Origin of the sequence: Vibrio sp. SNU_ST1 (assembly GCF_030563405.1) — a bacterium.
Classification (GTDB): Bacteria; Pseudomonadota; Gammaproteobacteria; order Enterobacterales; family Vibrionaceae; genus Vibrio.
In genome coordinates this window covers 1,411,784-1,430,320 of the sequence record NZ_CP130749.1, presented here as the reverse complement: position 1 = coordinate 1,430,320, position 18,537 = coordinate 1,411,784, and the positions used below count along the sequence as shown (strand labels likewise).

General features: G+C 45.0%; 12 protein-coding genes and 2 pseudogenes. 7 read left to right on the top strand and 7 right to left on the bottom strand.

What is annotated here, in order from left to right; translation table 11 throughout:
- Positions 1-229 precede the first annotated feature (229 nt).
- Positions 230-1,416: pseudogene (gene manA, locus Q5H80_RS20555) on the top strand (mannose-6-phosphate isomerase, class I).
- Positions 1,417-1,427: 11 nt separating this feature from the next.
- Here the strand turns inward: manA and Q5H80_RS20550 are convergent.
- The 4 genes and pseudogenes from Q5H80_RS20550 to Q5H80_RS20535 all read right to left on the bottom strand — a co-directional run bounded on the left by Q5H80_RS20550 (position 1,428) and on the right by Q5H80_RS20535 (position 4,895).
- Positions 1,428-1,933 (bottom strand): annotated as a pseudogene (locus Q5H80_RS20550) (GNAT family N-acetyltransferase).
- Between the two features lie 96 nt (positions 1,934-2,029).
- Positions 2,030-2,287 (bottom strand): YdcH family protein, encoded by a 258-nt coding sequence (locus tag Q5H80_RS20545; RefSeq protein WP_009846137.1) that lies wholly within the window; start codon positions 2,285-2,287, stop codon positions 2,030-2,032.
- A 156-nt stretch (positions 2,288-2,443) separates the two neighbouring features.
- Positions 2,444-3,433 carry a rhodanese-related sulfurtransferase gene (locus Q5H80_RS20540; RefSeq protein WP_304569984.1) on the bottom strand — a complete coding sequence of 330 codons (990 nt, stop codon included), beginning with the start codon at positions 3,431-3,433 and terminating at the stop codon, positions 2,444-2,446.
- 313 nt (positions 3,434-3,746) lie between these two features.
- A complete protein-coding gene (locus tag Q5H80_RS20535) occupies positions 3,747-4,895 on the bottom strand; it encodes a PLP-dependent aminotransferase family protein (protein ID WP_304569983.1) in 1,149 nt (382 codons plus the stop codon).
- Positions 4,896-5,010: 115 nt separating this feature from the next.
- Between Q5H80_RS20535 and Q5H80_RS20530 the strand changes: the two genes are divergently transcribed.
- Complete coding sequence (locus Q5H80_RS20530) at positions 5,011-5,880, top strand: GyrI-like domain-containing protein (RefSeq protein WP_086714550.1); 870 nt, start codon at positions 5,011-5,013, stop codon at positions 5,878-5,880.
- A gap of 24 nt (positions 5,881-5,904) precedes the next feature.
- Positions 5,905-6,147 carry a hypothetical protein gene (locus Q5H80_RS20525; protein ID WP_304569982.1) on the top strand — a complete coding sequence of 81 codons (243 nt, stop codon included), beginning with the start codon at positions 5,905-5,907 and terminating at the stop codon, positions 6,145-6,147.
- A 179-nt stretch (positions 6,148-6,326) separates the two neighbouring features.
- Here the strand turns inward: Q5H80_RS20525 and Q5H80_RS20520 are convergent, their stop codons facing one another.
- The 3 genes from Q5H80_RS20520 to Q5H80_RS20510 form a co-directional block, all read right to left on the bottom strand.
- Entirely contained in the window at positions 6,327-9,182 is a 2,856-nt protein-coding gene (locus Q5H80_RS20520) for an FAD-binding and (Fe-S)-binding domain-containing protein (RefSeq protein WP_304569981.1), read from the bottom strand.
- Positions 9,183-9,623: 441 nt separating this feature from the next.
- On the bottom strand, positions 9,624-10,763 hold the full coding sequence (gene lldD, locus Q5H80_RS20515; RefSeq protein WP_050620158.1) for an FMN-dependent L-lactate dehydrogenase LldD: 1,140 nt from the start codon (positions 10,761-10,763) through the stop codon (positions 9,624-9,626).
- A gap of 345 nt (positions 10,764-11,108) precedes the next feature.
- Positions 11,109-12,815, bottom strand: a complete 1,707-nt coding sequence (locus tag Q5H80_RS20510) for an L-lactate permease (RefSeq protein ID WP_304569979.1) — start codon at positions 12,813-12,815, stop codon at positions 11,109-11,111.
- A gap of 247 nt (positions 12,816-13,062) precedes the next feature.
- On the opposite strand from Q5H80_RS20510, the gene Q5H80_RS20505 reads away from it, so the two are divergent.
- The 4 genes from Q5H80_RS20505 (at position 13,063) to Q5H80_RS20490 (ending at position 18,351) form a co-directional block, all read left to right on the top strand.
- Complete coding sequence (locus Q5H80_RS20505; RefSeq protein ID WP_304569978.1) at positions 13,063-13,980, top strand: LysR family transcriptional regulator; 918 nt, start codon at positions 13,063-13,065, stop codon at positions 13,978-13,980.
- 11 nt (positions 13,981-13,991) lie between these two features.
- Positions 13,992-16,040, top strand: coding sequence for a prolyl oligopeptidase family protein (locus Q5H80_RS20500; RefSeq protein ID WP_304569977.1), 2,049 nt, complete (start codon positions 13,992-13,994; stop codon positions 16,038-16,040).
- A 225-nt stretch (positions 16,041-16,265) separates the two neighbouring features.
- Positions 16,266-16,985: a hypothetical protein gene (locus Q5H80_RS20495; protein ID WP_304569976.1), complete on the top strand. Its 720-nt coding sequence runs from the start codon at positions 16,266-16,268 to the stop codon at positions 16,983-16,985.
- A gap of 283 nt (positions 16,986-17,268) precedes the next feature.
- Positions 17,269-18,351, top strand: a complete 1,083-nt coding sequence (locus tag Q5H80_RS20490) for a DUF2971 domain-containing protein (protein ID WP_304569975.1) — start codon at positions 17,269-17,271, stop codon at positions 18,349-18,351.
- The last annotated feature ends 186 nt before the right edge of the window (positions 18,352-18,537 follow it).

Genomic DNA, 18,537 nt, shown 5'->3' with positions numbered 1-18,537 from the left:
TTCTTCGTAAATAAGATAGCTGCTAATGGTCCTCTGGTTATTGTGCAGCTATTCTATCTTCAGCGTTTTTTATACTTAGCATTCAAATGTGACTCTTTTTACGTTTTTCACCGCTCTCACCCGTTTCTAAGAGTTTTTCCTATTGTGTCTAAGACCTCATCTCATGTGGGTTCTAGCTGCTCTCTGTAGTCTTTCTAATTATTTACGTTATTAGAAATAAGCTCTCTGAATTGTGTTCAAAGGGCTCACTACGGAAAACGCCATCCAAAATTATGCATGAGGGAGTATTTCTTCGATACGTGAACTGTTTGGCTTTAAGAATGAGTCACAAGAGCCGCAAGCGGAAGTTTGGATGGGAGCGCATCCAAAAGGTTGCTCAATGGTTAAGCTTGACCAACATTTGGTGCCTCTCTCTGAGCTGATTAACAAGAATAAACCGGCCTATCTATCAAGCGATATTGCTCAGGATTTTGGTGAGCTACCGTTCTTGTTTAAAATCTTGGCGGCAGAAAAAGCGCTGTCTGTTCAGGTGCATCCAAACAAGCGACAAGCTGAATTAGGCTTTGCGAAAGAGGAGCAAGCAAAGATCCCGCTGACCGCAGGTCATCGTAATTACAAAGACTCGAATCACAAGCCTGAATTGGTTTACGCGTCACTGAGTACCAAGCGATGAATGGCTTTCGAGAGTTAAACCAAGTATTAGGTTTGTTCAGAAGGTTGGACTCTAGCGTGCTCGCTGGCTTGGTTGAAGAGTTTGGAACCCACCTTGACTCTCTAGGTTTAGAAGCGTTTTTCCGTGATCTATTAACGCTTAATGACCAACGTAAACATCAAGCACTAGAGCAACTTCTGACTTACGCAGAGGCTCACCAAGATCAAACAGAATTTGCATTGCTCATTGAACTCAGCCATCAGTACCCGAACGATATCGGTCTGTTTTGTGTTCTGTTGCTTAACTTGATCACACTAAAGCCAGGTGAAGCGATGTATTTGAATGCGAACACTCCGCACGCTTACATTAAAGGTACCGGGCTTGAGGTTATGGCAAATTCAGACAACGTGCTACGAGCAGGTTTAACGCCAAAACACATTGATGTCGCTGAGTTAGTCGTCTGCACAAAATTCACACCAATTCCGTTCGAAGGCTTGTTGTTAGAGCCATCAAAACTGGGTAAATGTGATTGTTGTGATATCCCGGTCAGTGACTTCAATTTCAATATCTTTCATCGTCCTCATCAAGAAGAAGTTATCACAAGTGGCGCTGAAATTTTAATGGCAATAGATGATGATCTAGTGCTAATGAGTCAGAAAGGCGAGCACTTAACCCTCACCAAAGGGCAATCGGTATTTATCCCAGCCTATATTGGCCATTACGAATTGAGCAGCAAAGGGCGAGTGGCGAGAGCGTTTAATTAGCGAAGTCGCTTCTAGTTTAAATAGAGAGCCATCCCCACAAAATCATCATCTCCTTCATCAACAACTCGGTAGCCAAGTGACTGATAAAAGCTAATGGCGCGAGTGTTATTTCTAAAGCTCGACAGAGTGACATGCTCTCGTCGCTCTTCCATGGCTCTCTTATGTATGAGAGTCATGACTTCCTTACCAAGCGTACGGCCTTGATATTGAGGGGAAATGATCAGCAAATGAACATGGTATGCGTTGTCATAAGGCTTAAAACACACAAGTCCAACCCTTTGTTTTCCTAGGTATACCCAATGAAACCAAGAGGGATGGTAATCGTTTAAAAGTCGCTTACGTTGGAAGTCGTCGTCCCACCCGAAAACGCTATCTATGTGTATGAAAATACCTTGTTTAACACACGCAAACAGTTCTTCGAATTCAGAATTTGAAACGAGTTGGAATTGTATATTCTCTTCTTTCATTGTCACTCAGCTTCCTTATCAAACATTTTTGAATAAGCAAGCAGTAACATAATTGAAGAAGCCGAATTAGCTTAGATTTGTGATGTTATGAAACCCAAAAGCCATGCGTGGTGCATGGCTTAGAATAAAGTCTTGGATTGATTTTTCTATACGATCTTAAGCGCGTGGTGGCGCGTGAGCTGTTTGTGTAGCGAGTCTTTTAGCTCCATGCGTTCTACTTTGAGGTTGTGCATGCTGTCGTCATCGATAGGGCTGCCAGAGATTTCTAGCTGACGGATGTCGTAGTCGAGTTGGTGGTATTTCTGCATGTCTGCTTTGAATTTTTCGTCGTCGTGGTTGAGCTGAACAATGTCTAATTTAAGATCTGGGAAATCTAAGATAAAGGCATGGTTTTCATTGAGCATTGGCACTTCCTCACTTGTCTAATTAACTTCAGTATAGAGCCTATTTTTGAAGATAAATGTGTTCCTAAACACAAAGCGAGAGCAGGATCAAAAAAGGGCATTAACGTTCCATTGTGGATTCGTTGATGCCCTTTATTATTTTAGTAATATTAAAAACTACTTCGCTTTCTTACCAGAGCGTTGCTGCTCTTTGTGTGCTAGCTTTTCTTTCTTACGTTGCTCGATAAGGTGAGCAGCTTCGCCACCTACGTGAGTTTCGCCACGCGCATTCGACAGTTGAACTTGCTTTTCTCGTTCACGAAAACGCGCTTTTTGCTCGTCGTTGTGCTTATCAACACACTTAGGGCAGCTTACGCCTTTCTCGAAGTGCTCAGAGGCTTTGTCTTCGTCTGTGATTGGCAAGCGACAAGCGTTACACACATCGTAGCCGCTTTTTTCTAGCTGGTGGTTAACCGCAACACGACCGTCAAATACGTAGCAGTCGCCTTCCCACATGCTCTCTTCTTCTGGCACTTCTTCTAGGTACTTAAGAATGCCGCCTTCAAGGTGGTAAACCTCATCAAAGCCTTGCTCTTTCATGTAGGCTGTTGATTTTTCACAACGAATACCGCCAGTGCAGAACATCGCGACTTTCTTGTGCTTCTTAGGATCAAGATTTTCTTCAACGTACTGAGGGAATTCACGGAAGGTTTCTGTGTTTGGGTTTACCGCATTTTTGAATGTGCCGATGTCCACTTCGTAGTCGTTACGAGTATCAACCAGAATCACATCTGGATCAGAAATCAGAGCGTTCCACTCGTTTGGTTTCACGTAAGTACCCACAACGTGGCGTGGGTCGATACCCTCAACGCCCATAGTTACGATCTCTTTCTTAAGCTTAACCTTGGTGCGGTTGAATGGTTGTTCTGGGTTGAACGACTCTTTGTAAACCACATCAGCTAAGCGAGGGTCTTGTTTGAACCATTTAAGAAGGGCGTCGATAGATTCACGCTTACCCGCAACGGTGCCGTTGATGCCTTCACTCGCAAGTAACAAAGTACCGCGGATTTGGTTGGCTTCTAACACGTCAGTTAGTGGTTGGCGAATTTCTTGGTAATCATCAAGTGCTACGAATTTATACAGAGCACATACAACATATTGAGACATGGTTTTTCCTTTCTGCGAGCTGGAACGTAAATCCAGAGCGGTTGCCTGTTTTGATCAAAACTTAGTATTTCGACTCAGTTCTGTCTTGTTGGCTTATTAAAATCAGGTGCAGTATAACCAAGGTGATGTAGGACAAAAACCAACCAAGTGCAGGGTTATTTATCACCTTATTTGTTGTGGATTTACGGTTAAGAAACGGATTTTTTTCCGTAACCATTTTTTGATGGTAACAACATGCTTCTTCAACAAAAAAGGCCCTGCTGTAACAATACAGCAGGGCCTTGATATCTAGTTCGTTTTACTTAAGCCGCGATTACGCTTGGTTAAGTCCTTCTGCTAAGCGTTTCACCGCTTCAGTCAATTCTTCTGGGTTAGCGTTTGTGAAGTTTAGGCGCAGTGCGGCTTTTGCTTCACCGGCCTTTGGATAGAATACAGGGCTTGGTACTACCGCCACGCCATTCGATAGTAGAGTTTTAGCCAGTTCGAAGGTATCGCACTCTGGGATCTCAACCCAAACGAACATCCCGCCATCTACGGCTTTTAACACGCAATCTGCAGGCAGTTGTTTTTCTAGCTCTGAGAACAGAACCTCATAACGAGACTTGTACAGTGTGCGAATGTTTTCCATGTGTACGTTGAAGTCTTCATGTTTTAGAAGACCAACAAGCAGTGCTTGCATTGGTACACTTGAGTGTAAGTCCGCGCCTTGTTTCACTTTGATCAGTGGCTCAAGGTAGCTGCGTTTGCCTGTTACCGCGCCAATACGTAGACCTGGTGATGCAATCTTAGAGAATGAACGAAGAACGATAGAGTTATCAGGGCAGAACGAAGAAACCAACGGCAGTTCAGTACCAGTGAAACGTAGCTCACGGTAAGGCGCATCTTCAATGAAGGCCACGTTGTATTTGATACACAGCTCAGCCACTTTTTGACGAGTTTGTGTTGCCCAGCATACACCTGTTGGGTTGTGGAAATCTGGCACGGCATAGAACATTTTTGGCGCTTGTTCTGCAAAGCACGTTTCCAGTTCATCTAGGTTCGGGCCAAATTCAGTTTGAGACACGGTTGCAATGTTTGCTTGAACTAGGCCAAACACTTGCATCGCACCTAAGTAGCTTGGCGCTTCCATTACAACCACATCACCCGGGTCAACATACGCGCGCGCAATCAAATCTAGACCTTGCTGAGAACCGGTACAAATCATTGCCGTGTGTGACTCTGGCAATTGGTAGCTTTGTGTTAGGTGGTCAAGCAACGGGCCGTAACCCGCAGTCGAACCATATTGGAAAACTTCAGGCATGTTCGCTAGGTTTTCTAGCGTTGGCTTCATTAAATCGATAGGGAATGTCTTCTCGTCTGGTAAACCACCGGCCAATGAGATGACATTTGGATCGCTTGCGGCTGCGAGGATCTCTCGAATGTATGAAGATTGAATCTGTTGTAATGACTGTGCGATTTCCATGTGTTGTGTCTCGTCGTTTATCGTTTTTATTCTATCGCTTGATATTACACGGCAATTGTAAAAACTGGCGTGTCCGTTTATGCTCTTAAACATGTCCATTTATGCTATTTGAACGATGTCACGACAACACATATCCCGAATCAATGATGTTTTGTTCCATATTCACCAAGACATCAGTCAGCCTTTGTCGGCAAAAGCGCTCTCTGAGATTGCTGCGTATTCAGAGCAACACTTTCATCGCACGTTCAAAAGTGTGGTTGGGGAGTCATTGCATCAGTACATTCGACGCACTCGAATGGAGTATGCAGCTAATCAATTGATGTTCGATACCAGCTCGTCGGTGGTAGAGATTGCCAGTAAGTGTGGTTTTAGTTCTGTGTCTTCGTTTAGCCGAGCGTTCAAGGCAACCTTTAACATGTCACCCGGAGAGTGGCGCAAGCATGATTTACAGGTTGCAGAAAAACCTTACCTGAAAGATCCCGAAGTGGCGGCGGGCTATCAAAACGTCGCGCAGCGGGAATTGCCGGAACCTAAAATTGTTGAAGTGTCAGACCGAATGGCAGCCTATGTTCGACATACTGGCTATAACCGATCTATTCGTAATGCGTGGTTGATATTGAAAGCGTGGGCGAACTCTGAACAGCGTGATTTTTCGAGTCAGTTTGGCTTGCACCACTCCAATCCCGCTTGGGTCGAAATGGATCAGTGTCGCTATGTAGCGTGCATCGCGATTGATGAACCGATTAAGTATCGCAGTGTCGTCAATCAGATGGTGATTCCCGGCGGTTTGCATGCTGTGTTTCGACTTAATGGCCGCTACGGTGAGTTGCTACCACAGATCAGTATGGTATTAGAAAAATGGTTACCTGCCTCTGGTTTCAAACAGCGCTCGACTCCCGCGTATGTGCATTATCATCGGAACCATTTTCTCAATAGTGATGAAGTGTTTGAGCTTGATTTCTATCTGCCAGTGAGTTTTTATTAGTAACCCCATTTTTGAGGAAAAATTATGTATCTCGTTTTGTATTGTCACAATATTGGTATGACTGACTTTTCTTTCTTTGAAACGGAAGATTTTGACAAAGAAGAGGGCTATATCGTGCGAGGCAAATGGCCGAATGAGAAAGCGTTCCGTGATTACTTAACCAAAGAGTTTGGTGACATGAGCGAATTCAAAGTGATCGACTTGATCGACAAAGGCGCTGATGCAGAACACTGCTCACCAGAAGAGTTGATGCGCTTAGCTGTCTAGCCGTTAGATCTGTAACCACTAGCTTTGTAATATCTAGTTTAATAACGGTTAGCCCATCAGCATCCAGTTAAGTAGCATATTTCGAACAAACGAATAAAGAAATGGCAGCCTGATTGGGCTGCCATTTTTCGTTTTAGGCTTAAGCTATTTGCTCGACCCTTTAAGTAGTGAAATTGGGGCTATTGCGCTACTTCGTCCACCAAGTATAAGATTGACTGATACGGAATGCCACTGTGGTGCGATAAACCGATCTCACAGGTTCGGCTGTTGCTGAACCCACGAGTGCAGTTGCTTGGTACTTGTTCTTTGAGTGGGTGTACCGCCGCTTCATTCAGCTCTGGAGTGGTAAAACCTTTATCACCCGCCCAACCACAGCATTGAATATGCTCTGGAACGATGACCTCTTCGGTACAGGCTTTAGCAAGGCTCAACATCGCGCCTTCCAAACCCATTCGACGAGAGCTACACGTCACATGCAGCATCACGGTTTCTTGCAGCGGCTCAAGTGTCAGGTGCTCAAGCAGGTATTGATTCACAAACCCTGTCGGCTCTAATACCTCTAACGGTTTGGTAAATTGTTCAATGCTGCGCTTGGCGCACGGGCTGGTGTCCATCAGTACCGGGTATTCACCCTGACGACTGGCTTGCCATAAGACTTCTTCGAGTTGCTGTGCTTTCGATTGAGCTAAGTCGGTCATTCCTTTGCTGTCGTAAGGCATGCCACAACATTGGTCATCTAGCTTCTTCGGAAGAATAACCTCGAATCCAGCTTTGTTGAGCAGAGACATGGTCACTTCGGTCAGTGGGCGTTGATCTCCGGCATCGCTTTGTTGCCCCATGGTTCGGCTAGCACACGAAGGTAGGTAAACCACCTTTTTATGATTGCTTGAGTTTTCTGCCGTCATTGGTGAAGAGGTCAGTGTATGACTGTTGGACTGTGGCATTTCTGGCATCCAAACGGGTGTCGCGCCTTTAGTCACTGAGCGTAAGCCATTGGTTAGCTTGCCGACTGTGTTTGCGCCTAATACTTTGCTCGCCACTTGGTTGGTTTTGAGGCCAGCCTTGGTGAGTTTTGTGGTGGTCGAGAAATGATCCGCTGTCCACTTGGCGATTGGCGTAAATTTCTCGTACTTGGCAATACGAAGCTTCTTAATCAAATCACCGGTGTTGATGCCAACGGGGCAACGCTCGGCACATAGGCCGGTTGCGGCGCAGGTATCGATGCCTTGATATTCGAAGGTTTTCTCTAGTTCACAGGCTTCGATCTCTTCGCCCGCAGCGCGGCGGCGTTGCAGTTCTCGGTACAGAACAATGCGTTGGCGTGGTGATAGAGTCAGCGTACGAGACGGACAAACAGGCTCACAAAATCCACACTCAATACAGCGGTCGACAAGGTCATCGGCAGCAGGCATTGGTTTCAAATTCGTGATGTGTGAATTTGGATTGTCGTTAATAATAACGCCGGGATTGAGCAGCTTTTCAGGGTCGAACAGTGCTTTGATCTGTTGCATCAAGGCGTAGCCGTCTTTGCCCCATTCTAATTCCACATAAGGCGCCATGTTACGGCCAGTGCCATGTTCTGCTTTCAAAGAGCCTTGGTACTTCACCGCGACGAGTTCGGCAACATCGTCCATGAAACCGCCGTAACGGTCGATCTCTTCTTGGCTATCGAAGCCTTGGGTAAACACAAAATGCAGGTTGCCTTCAAGGGCGTGGCCGAAAATGATCGCTTCACTGTAGTCGTATTTATCGAACAGCTCTTGCAGTTCTCGAATACCATTAGCAAGGTTTTCGACAGGAAAGGCAACGTCTTCAATAATAACGGTCGTACCGACTTCACGCACTGCGCCAACTGCAGGGAACATGCCTTTTCGGATGCCCCACAGGGTAGCAACTGTCTTCGGTTCGGAAGTGAAAGGCACCGATTCAACAATCGTGTAATCAGCCAAGGCATCCAAAATTGATTTACATTGTAAAACTAAGTCCTGCTGGGAGCTGGCGTGTGATTCCACCAAAATAGCCGCGGCTTCTAAATCCAAGCTAGGCATAAATTCAGGCATGCCCGGTTTATCAGCAACTGAACGAAGTGCTCTGCCATCCATCAATTCAACCGCAGCAACCGGCGTTTTTGATAGTGTGGTAACGGCTTTACTTGCTTGCTCTATGTCGGCAAACACCAACAGCGCTGAAGCTTTATTCGGGTGTTCGATAACGGTGTTGTAGGTAATCTCAGCAATGAAACCTAGCGTGCCTTCTGAGCCAATCATCAGGTGTTTGATGATTTCGATTGGGTCGTGATAATCGACCAATGCGTTGAGCGCATAGCCGGTGGTGTTTTTTAGGCGGTACTTGTGGCGTATTCTGTCTGCGAGTTCTTGGTTTGAAGCTGTCTGTTGATGTAATTCGACAATGCCTTCAAACAGTTCTTTGTGTGATTGCTTGAAAGCTTCAACACTTGCGTTGTCAGCCGTATCAAGTAGGGAACCATCGCTCAATACGATTTTCATGCTCTCGACGGTGCGATACGAGTTTTGCGCAGTACCGCAACACATGCCACTGGCGTTATTGGCTGCGATACCACCGATTTTACAGGTATTGATAGAGGCTGGGTCTGGGCCGATTTTACGTTGGAAAGGGGCTAGGTATTTGTTGGCATCGGCACCAATTACACCCGGTTGAAGGATGATCTGATTACCGTTGTCTACGATCTCGTGGCCACGCCAGTCATCGGTCAGTGTGATGAGTACCGAGTCTGAAACGGCTTGCCCGGAAAGGCTGGTACCTGCGGCGCGAAAGGTAAAATGAATGCCGAGTTCGCGACAGCTTTGAATGGTGAATATCACTTCGTCTAAGTTCTTGAGCCTTAGAACCATTTTCGGCACCAAGCGATAAAAACTCGCATCGGTGCCGTAAGCTAAGCGCTTTGCCTCTTGAGTGACAATGCGTTCTGTTTCTATTTTTTGAGCCAGTATCGATTCAAGCTGCTGATAAGCTTGTGCGTCTACTACTCGCTCATGGGATGTGGTTGTCTCCATTTTTGCTTCCTTGTGCTTCTTATTTGGCACTGATTAGGGCGTGTTGACCTTTCGTGGCTAAATTTTGTTCGAATGGGGACGCCTAGTCAAAAGCGTTTTAATCGCGGCGAGGGGGAAGTAGCCTAGCACTCTAAGCAAATCCCCCTCAACAAAGAGTAAAACGCTTTTAGCCGAACCCTTCGGGCAGCGTTTGCTGGCCATTTCTACTACGTTATCGGCTTCTCATGTAGGCTAGCTACACATCGACGCCTCTGCCTTGTATAAATACCCAGCAACTCGCTGCAAAAATCAGCTCGAAAGATCAACACGCCCTAGTTTTTTATATTATTTTCCAGTGCTTAAACGGTGTCACAACGGCTGTGGAATTGCTGTGACACCGATTGAACTTCAGTCTAAGTAGACCAAAGCATTAGTCTGAATCTATAGCTAAAACGGTGAGGCTTAATCTAGCCCCACCAAAGATTCACGAGTTAAGTCTTTGATTGTCTTAGCGCCAGTGAGCGTCATGGCAACGCGCATCTCTTTGTCGTAAAGATCAAGTAGGTTTTCAACGCCTGCTTGCCCTTGTGCTGCTAACGCGTAGACGAATGAGCGACCAAGCAAAGTACAGTCCGCACCCATCGCCATCATACGAACCACATCTAAACCAGTGCGGATACCAGAGTCGACCAGAATCTTGGTGTCGCCTTTAACTGCGTCAGCGATCGCAGGCAATGCTTTGGCACTTGATAAAACACCATCAAGCTGACGACCACCGTGATTTGAAACTACGATACCGTCTGCGCCAAATCTCACGGCATCTTTCGCATCTTCTTCGTCGAGAATGCCTTTGATGACCATTGGGCCATCCCAGAAATCACGGATCCACTCTAGGTCTTTCCATGAAATCGACGGGTCGAAATTGTCTCCCAACCAACCGATGTAGTCTTCCAGTTTGGTTGGAGAACCTCGGTAAGTAGAGATGTTGCCAAGGTCGTGCGGTTTACCAAGTAGGCCAACATCAACTGCCCAACTAGGATGACGCATAGATTGGAATACACGACGCATTGCTGCATTTGGACCACTCATTCCGGAATGCATATCACGGTAACGAGCTCCGGGTACGGGCATATCAACGGTGAAGACCAGTGTTGTCACACCTGCGGCTTTTGCTCGCTCAAGCACGTTCTTCATGAAGCCGCGATCTTTTAACACGTAAAGTTGGAACCACATTGGGCGTTCAATCTTAGGTGCGACTTCTTCAATCGGGCATACCGATACAGTCGACATCGTAAAAGGAATGCCTTTGTTGTCCGCTGCTTTTGCGGCTTGTACTTCACCACGTCGTGCGTACATGCCCGTTAAACCAACCGGAGCCAATGCAATCGGCATCGCCAGCTTTTCACCGAACAACTCGGTTTCTAAATTTAGGTCCGACATGTCATTGAGGACACGCTGCTTGAGCGCGATCTCTGCTAGATCGGCGGTGTTGCGGCGTAGGGTATGTTCTCCGTAAGAACCACCATCAATGTAGTGGAAAAGAAACGGTGGCAATTTCGATTTTGCTGCCGCGCGGTAATCAGTCGATGCGGATATGATCATAATTTCAGTCCTAAATTCTTGGGATGTTGCTCTTCTATGAGAGCTTGGCTTGGGCTGCTTTAATTCTTGAAAAGTAAGTGTTTGTTCTTTCTTAAACGGTAAAGCTATTAATCAGCGAAGTAATTAACCAGTTAGGTTATTAATCGGTGGAGCAACTAATCTATGAAACAAATAAACAGTGAAGTAACTAAACGGTGAACAGAGAAGCAATAAAATGGCGTTAATACCCGAGGGTGTTGATGTGTTTTAGTATCCATTCCGAAACTCATCAACGGTCTTATTAGACGGTGTTGCAGTCGGGGAATTGGGTATTAACGCCAAGTGCTTTTGTAACGACTTATGGATTTACATCAGTGCGTCTGTCATTTTGAAGCCGTAGATAACCACTAGGCCGATGATTCCGGTCATTACCAAGTAGTAGAACGTTGGGATAATCGTTTTACGTAAGGTTGCACCTTCGCGTCCTAGTAAGCCTACGGTTGCTGATGCGGCGACCACGTTGTGAATCGCAATCATGTTACCTGCAGCTGCGCCAACCGCTTGTAGAGCAACAACTACCGCACTAGAGATAGTCAGAGTTTGTGCAACTTCGAATTGGAACTGGCTGAACATCATGTTTGATACTGTGTTCGAACCTGCAATGAAGGCACCTAATGCACCAACCGTTGCGCTCAACGCTGGGAATGCGCTGCCCACTAGGTCAGCTGCAAAGTTTGCAGTCGTTACTGGCATACTTGCTAAATCAGCGGCGTTCACACCAGAGTTAATGAAGATACGTACCATCGGGATGGTGAACACCAACACAAAGCCAGCACCAATCAGTGTCTTACTCGATTCACCAAAAGCTTTAGCCAGTGGAGCAGCGCTGCGAGATTGCATTAGAACCGCAACTAGCGCGACGAAGACCAAGATGCCGCCAGGTAGATACAAAGGTTGAATCGCAGTGCTTACGCCTGTTTCACCAAGGATGTTGCTGAACGATAAGCTAACGCTCTTAAGCAGGCCTTTGAACTCAGGGCTCACACGGCTCGCAACCAGAGTCACAGCTAGCAGCACATAAGGTGCCCATGCCATCGCCATGCTCATCTTTTTGTGGCTTTGCTTACCGTTTGAATTGTTGTCATCAAGGTCGATTTTCAAAGAACCTAGCCATTCTGCAGGCCACTTGTCTTCAGATTCAAAGTCCCATTTTGATTTTGGAACTAGGAAGCCACGTTTCGCTGCTGTTACGACAACTGCAAGGCCAACTAAACCACCGATCAGTGATGGAAACTCAGGGCCTAGGAATACACCGGTTAGTGCGTAAGGGATGGTGAAAGCTGCACCTGCGAATAGAGCGAAAGGTAGGATATCTAAACCTTCAGTCCAGCTTTTATTCTTACCAAAGAAACGAGTCAACATCATTGCCATCAGAACCGGCATCATCACACCGACACTGGCATGAATTAGCGCAACGCTAGAAGTAATTTGTTGTAGGTAAGCGTCCCAAGTTGAACCGTGTGCGACAAGGCTTTCACCGATCTTGTGTGTGTCCAAACCTTTGTTGACGCCAACGATAATTGGTGTGCCAACTGCGCCGAATGATACCGGCGTTGATTGAATCATCATGCCCATTAACACAGCGGCCATAGCAGGGAAGCCGATTGCAACAAGTAAAGGAGCGGCGATTGCAGCGGGTGTGCCGAAGCCAGATGCGCCCTCAATGAATGAACCAAAACACCAAGCGATGATGATCGCTTGCACACGACGGTCTGCTGATATATCAGTGAATCCGTTGCGGATGGTGGTGATAGCTCCGGTGTGTTTCAAAGTGTTTAATAAGAAGATGGCGCCAAACACAATCCAGAGAACTGACACGGTAATGCCGAAGCCTTGGAATACTGAAGCCAGCACGCGAGTGCTAGACATATCCCATGCGAATAGGGCGATAGCAACGGTTAACGCAAATGCCACGGGCATCGCTTTTTTTGCAGGCCAGTTAAGGCCAACCAGCAGAATTGCTGCAACAACTATTGGCGAAAAGGCCAATAAAGCTAGTAGAGTTTCACTCATGGGTACTTCCTCGTACTTGTTTTCAAACGTTCATGTTTGAAGTGAATAACACGTCATTAGTTTTGTAGGTGTAGTCTGAATCTCATGGATTCAATTGTTGTAATTAGAGTCGCTTTATTTGTAACCGATGTGATTGCAAAAGCTGTTTTTGTAATTGTTTTGTTAATTTGGCGTGAATTTACCCCTTTATTTTTTATTGATATAGGGAAATAATGAAAATAATTAATTCCAAAATTGGCATAATCAAATGCGAGCAGACGATTTGATCCTGTTTTCACAGGTAGTAGAACTGGGCAGTTTTAGTAAGGTGGCAGAGCAAAATAATCTTACAAATTCGGTAGTTAGCAAGAGGATTGCGCGTTTGGAAGAAGAGATTGGCGTGCAGCTATTATATCGAACCACGCGTAAATTGACGCTGACTGAGGCGGGCAAGGCAATGTTACACGGGGCCAAAAATGTGAAGCAGGCGGCTCAAGAGGCTATGGATGCAGTTTCAGGCTTTGGTGAAAATGTCAGTGGTCATATCAAAATGTCAGTGCCTACTATCTCCGGAGATTTGATACTCGCAGACGCTGTTGCCGAGTTTTGTAATATGCACCCAGGTTTAACCGTCGATATGTCTCTTGATAACCGATTTGTTGACTTGGTAGAAGATGGCTTGGACTTGGTGATTCGTACGGGCTATCTGGAAGATTCCAGCTTGATCGCTCGTCATATATTGGATTCACAATGGGTGGTGTGCGCTTCGCCATCTTATATTGCTAAAAACGGCAAGCCGATGCAGCCCAAGGATTTGGTTGAGCACAATTGCTTGCAATACGCCTATCAAACAACAGGTGCCAGCGAGTGGCAATTTTTGCATAGTAAAGATGGCTTTACCGATAACGACAAATACATCGTGCGCGTTTCTGGCTCTTTCTCTACCGATAACGCGACGGCATTAAGAAAAGCGGCGTTGGGCGGTCATGGGGTCGCGTACGTGCCACGTTGTCTGGTTTATCACGACATTCGTAACGGCCAGCTTGTGGACATCTTCCCTGACTTAGTAGGCAAAAAACTGGGCATCTATGCAGTGTACCCGTTCACTCGTCAGCCACCGAACAAGATTAAGTTATTGATTGAACATATCAGAACGCGTTACCTGACGATTTCACATTATTTTTAATAAGGATCACGATGAGCTATTTAAAAGAGTATCAATATCCAATAACCAACAAACAGATCGTCAGCGATGACTATTTTGGCCAGATAATCGAAGACCCTTATCGCTGGTTAGAAGATGATCGAAGTGATGAAACAGCGCAGTGGGTGGCGAGTCAAAATGAAGTTACATTCGATTACCTTGCTCAGATCCCATATCGCGCAGAACTGCGAGAAAGACTGGCTAAAGCGCAAGACTACAAAAAGAGCTCACAGCCATTTGTGCGAGGTGATTACACCTACTTCTATAAGAACGATGGCTTGCAGAACCACAGCATTCTCTATCGTCAGAAAGAGGGTGAGCAAGTTGAAGTCTTCTTAGATCCAAATACCTTCTCCGAAGATGGCACGACATCACTCGGTTCAGTATCGTTTTCGAGAGACTACAGCTTGGTGGCCTACAGCATTTCTGAGGGCGGTAGTGACTGGCGCAAGATCTTTGTCATTGATACTGAGACTAAGCAGCAGCTCGAAACGGAAATCACCGATGCTAAATTTACCGGTATCTCTTGGTTAGGTAATCGTGGCTTTTATTACTCAAGTTACGACAAGCCAGACGGCAGTGAGCTCTCTGCTCGTACTGAGCAACACAAGTTGTACTTCCATGAACTGGGTACAGAGCAAGTGAGCGACAAGGTAGTTTTCGGTGAGGAGAGTGCTGAGCAGCATCGTTATGTGTCCGGTTATACCACTGAAGACGATCGATACTTGATTATTCTTGGGAAAGAATCGACATCGGGTAACCGACTGTTCTATATCGATTTAAAATCATCAGAACAATCTCTGAACACACTGATTGAGCATGTGGATAGTGATACTTACCTAATCGATAACCAAGATGAAGTCTTCATCTTATATACCAACTTTGATGCACCGAACGGCAAGGTCGTGAGCTTTGATACACGTACGGAGCAGTGGCGAGATATCATCTCAGAAAAGCCACAGCCGTTAGACATCAGTACTGGTGGTGGTTACTTGTTTGCGCACTACATGGTGGATGTGGTGTCTAAAATTGATCAGCTTGATTACCAAGGTAACCTAGTTCGAGAACTTCACATGCCTGGGCTGGGGACGGTCAGTGGCTTGGGTGGTAAAAACGAGCAAACTCAGCTTTATTACACCTTTACCAACTATGTTACGCCGCCAACAATTTTCTCTTTTGATGTTGAATCTGGCTGCTCGGAAATCTATCAGCGCTCAGAGTCTCCGTTTGAATCGGATAAGTTTGAATCTAAACAGGTCTTCTATACCTCGAAAGATGGTACTCAGGTTCCGATGCTTATCTCTTATAAAAAGGGATTAAAACTGGACGCTAATAACCCAACGATGTTGTACGCCTATGGTGGTTTCAATGTCAGCCTAACGCCTTCTTTCTCGGGTACGGTGGGCAGTTGGCTGGAACTGGGGGGCGTGTATGCTGTGCCAAACCTGCGAGGTGGTGGTGAGTACGGTAAGGCGTGGCACAAAGCCGGTACTCAGCAGCAAAAGCAGAATGTTTTTGATGATTTCATCGCCGCGGCAGAGTTCTTAATCGCAGAAAACTACACCAGCAGCGACAAGTTAGCGATTCGTGGTGGCTCTAATGGTGGCCTGCTAGTGGGCGCCTGCATGACTCAAAGGCCAGAGCTATTCCAAGTGGCCCTGCCTGCTGTTGGGGTGCTAGACATGCTACGTTACCATACCTTCACGTCTGGTGAGGGGTGGGCGTACGATTACGGAACATCTGCGCAAAACAAAGAGATGTTCGAATACATGCTTGGTTATTCTCCGGTTCACAATGTGGTGCGTGGCGTCGATTATCCAGCAACTCTGGTCACGACGGCAGATCACGATGACCGCGTGGTGCCTGCCCACTCTTATAAGTTCATAGCAGAGCTGCAAGACAAGCATGAAGGTGGTGTGCCTGTGATGATTCGTATTGATGTTAATGCTGGGCATGGCGCCGGAATGCCACTCAGCAAAGCGATCGATTTAACCGCCGATATCTATGCGTTTACCCTGTTCAATATGGGTATTGAATTGTGAGCTAAATTAGCTGTGAGATAATAAAAATGCCACATATCTCATGTGGCATTTTTTATTTGTGGGAAAAGTAAACCTCGCACTGAATTTGTCGAGCAGTTTGTAGTGCACCGATATTAAGGTGTTACGCATGCTTACGTTAGAAAAGCGACAAATACTGTAATATCCAACCAAGTTAAACGTCACTACTTAGCCGTCATCCGAGACGGCTTTATTATAGGGTTTCGAATGAAAAAATTAATTTTAGCTCTCATTTTTTCTTGTTTATCGTCAGTTGGTTACAGTCAGGATTCTGAGTTTTATCCTGAATACTATTCCCAAGAAGTAATATCAAATGATCACTTAACTTTTGTCCTTAACTTTGATTTGGACTTTAAGTATGGCAAAGAACGATACATTGAAGCCGCTAATAAATGGCTAGGCATAATCAAAAAGGTTGATGGAAAAGATCAGCATACAATTAACATTGAAATCATTGTGTCAGATGATGTGGAAGAGTACGGCTTAGCGGCAGTAGAAGAGTATGAAGACAATATCCCCTCATTAGGCATTATCTGGATTAGCTCAGATCTTCATGAGCCTGATTTTGACCCTAAAAGCTATAAGCCAACTATTTTGCATGAATTTGCGCATATTCTTGGTGTTGGAACTTCAAGTGACGTGTTTATAGACGATTCAAAAGAGATTGCTGGTAAAGGTTTTTGTATGGAAAGGAGTAAAGCAGTTACTGTCTACAATGAAATTTATAATAGGGATTATGAATGCTTACCATTTTCCGATGGTGGTCATTTATACGATTACATTAATGGGACTGACGACGAACGTGGTATAGATTCTAAAGGGCGAACCATTCCTCCAATGCCTAATGAGTTAATGGCTAATGGCGATGATTTGGGTCCGGTGACATTGTCAATTCTTGATGACTTAGGCTTTGAACTTTACGATTAACTCTACGACGCCCTTAACTGGGCGTTTTTAATCTTCAAAGCTAATTTAATTACTACTTTAGGTCATACGGGGCATGTAAGCCAAATCACTTTTGCCCCAAAGTGTTTTAGTGAGCTTTATTAACAACAAGGCTCGCCATGTAATGGAATATTTTTGCTAACCCTAGTGCCTGTTGGGGGGCGATTCTGTTTAATGACATGGTGATTACTTGTTGACTCATTATCGAGTGGTTGTTTATGTTATCTAATATGCAATTGGTATGGTTAGGGTAACAGGAGGCTCAATGATTGATGACAAGGTTAAGTTGATAGGTAAATTATTTATTGAAGACACGTTTCGCTCTCTAAGTGAATGGCGAGCTTCATACGATATTACCGAACAAGAGCGAAGTACTCTCTACCAATATACAACGTTAGACTCTTGCGCGAATATCATACTGTCTGGAGATATTTGGTTATTCGATTCTCGTCATTGCAATGATGAGCAAGAGCATAAAAATGGTTTGAACTTTGTTAATTCTAGCCTTTTGGGACACAATACCTTTAAAAAAACTGACTTTCCTAACGAAGATGACCTATTTAGATATGAATATGATAAAGACACTTTAAAGACAGTAAGTCTAGAGGTCATGAAGCATTTCAACTGTTTTAATAGTGATTGGCTCTGTTATGTAGCGTGTTTTAGTAAGCCAATTTCCAGTTGTACCCACCGCCGTAGTCATTTAGAAGATGAACTTTTAGATAATGATAATCTGAGTATGTGGAGAGGTTACGGAAACGAGGCTAAAGGTGGTTGTTTAGGTTTTGATCATTTATCAATGGAGAATCAGGTTCAGGACAATCCAAGCTGCCTACTAGTTGAAGTACTTTATGATGTGGAGGAAAAAAGTTTCTTTATTAAGTGCCTGTTTAGAACAATCTATGAATTGTTCTGCATTAGCAATGGTTCAAAAGATGGGGTTCAGAGGTTAAGTAACCTGTTAGAATTAGAAATTGAGAAACTAGTAGGTAATTATAAAGTAGATGACCTTTTTTTAGGCTTGGCGTATGCATTACATTTGGTTCCTAGTTTCTTTAAGCACGCTAGCTTTAAGGCAGAACGTGAGTTTCGGTTGATTCATTTTCCTGATGTTAGAGGCAGAGTAGATAGCAAAGTCTCTTATCTTGGTAGTGGAAAAGATGCTCGTCCATATATTCCGTTATCATCCCTTACAAATAATTTAGATTTTCTTATCACTAATCTGACTCTTGGAGCTCAGGTGTCAGATAAAGATTTCCATGATAGTTTATTTAAATCAGGAGTATGGGATTATTGCAACACTAACGATATTGCTCTTCAGCATTCTCTAATTCCGTATCGGTCCTGAAGGCATAGGTATGCTGGGTTGTATTTGTTCAGAGGCTTCTCCGCGGTGATCATCGCTAGCAAGGTTGTGTCCAAAAGCGAGTTGAACGAAGCCGCTCTGCTGCTGTGACTCGACTATCAGCTACCCTGTTTAAAGTCCGTCAATTTTAGCAAACCTTCATAATCACCGGCATGAATCACTGAGTTG

What these genes read in the sequence shown, in the direction of transcription:
- Q5H80_RS20505 (WP_304569978.1), top strand. Translation starts at nt 13,063, where the DNA reads ATGCGAGCAGACGATTTGATCCTGTTTTCACAGGTAGTAGAACTGGGC.
- Q5H80_RS20535 (WP_304569983.1), bottom strand. Translation starts at nt 4,895, where the DNA reads ATGGAAATCGCACAGTCATTACAACAGATTCAATCTTCATACATTCGA.
- Q5H80_RS20530 (WP_086714550.1), top strand. Translation starts at nt 5,011, where the DNA reads ATGTCACGACAACACATATCCCGAATCAATGATGTTTTGTTCCATATT.
- Q5H80_RS20490 (WP_304569975.1), top strand. Translation starts at nt 17,269, where the DNA reads ATGATTGATGACAAGGTTAAGTTGATAGGTAAATTATTTATTGAAGAC.
- Q5H80_RS20495 (WP_304569976.1), top strand. Translation starts at nt 16,266, where the DNA reads ATGAAAAAATTAATTTTAGCTCTCATTTTTTCTTGTTTATCGTCAGTT.
- Q5H80_RS20540 (WP_304569984.1), bottom strand. Translation starts at nt 3,433, where the DNA reads ATGTCTCAATATGTTGTATGTGCTCTGTATAAATTCGTAGCACTTGAT.
- Q5H80_RS20525 (WP_304569982.1), top strand. Translation starts at nt 5,905, where the DNA reads ATGTATCTCGTTTTGTATTGTCACAATATTGGTATGACTGACTTTTCT.
- Q5H80_RS20545 (WP_009846137.1), bottom strand. Translation starts at nt 2,287, where the DNA reads ATGCTCAATGAAAACCATGCCTTTATCTTAGATTTCCCAGATCTTAAA.
- Q5H80_RS20500 (WP_304569977.1), top strand. Translation starts at nt 13,992, where the DNA reads ATGAGCTATTTAAAAGAGTATCAATATCCAATAACCAACAAACAGATC.
- lldD (WP_050620158.1), bottom strand. Translation starts at nt 10,763, where the DNA reads ATGATCATATCCGCATCGACTGATTACCGCGCGGCAGCAAAATCGAAA.
- Q5H80_RS20520 (WP_304569981.1), bottom strand. Translation starts at nt 9,182, where the DNA reads ATGGAGACAACCACATCCCATGAGCGAGTAGTAGACGCACAAGCTTAT.
- Q5H80_RS20510 (WP_304569979.1), bottom strand. Translation starts at nt 12,815, where the DNA reads ATGAGTGAAACTCTACTAGCTTTATTGGCCTTTTCGCCAATAGTTGTT.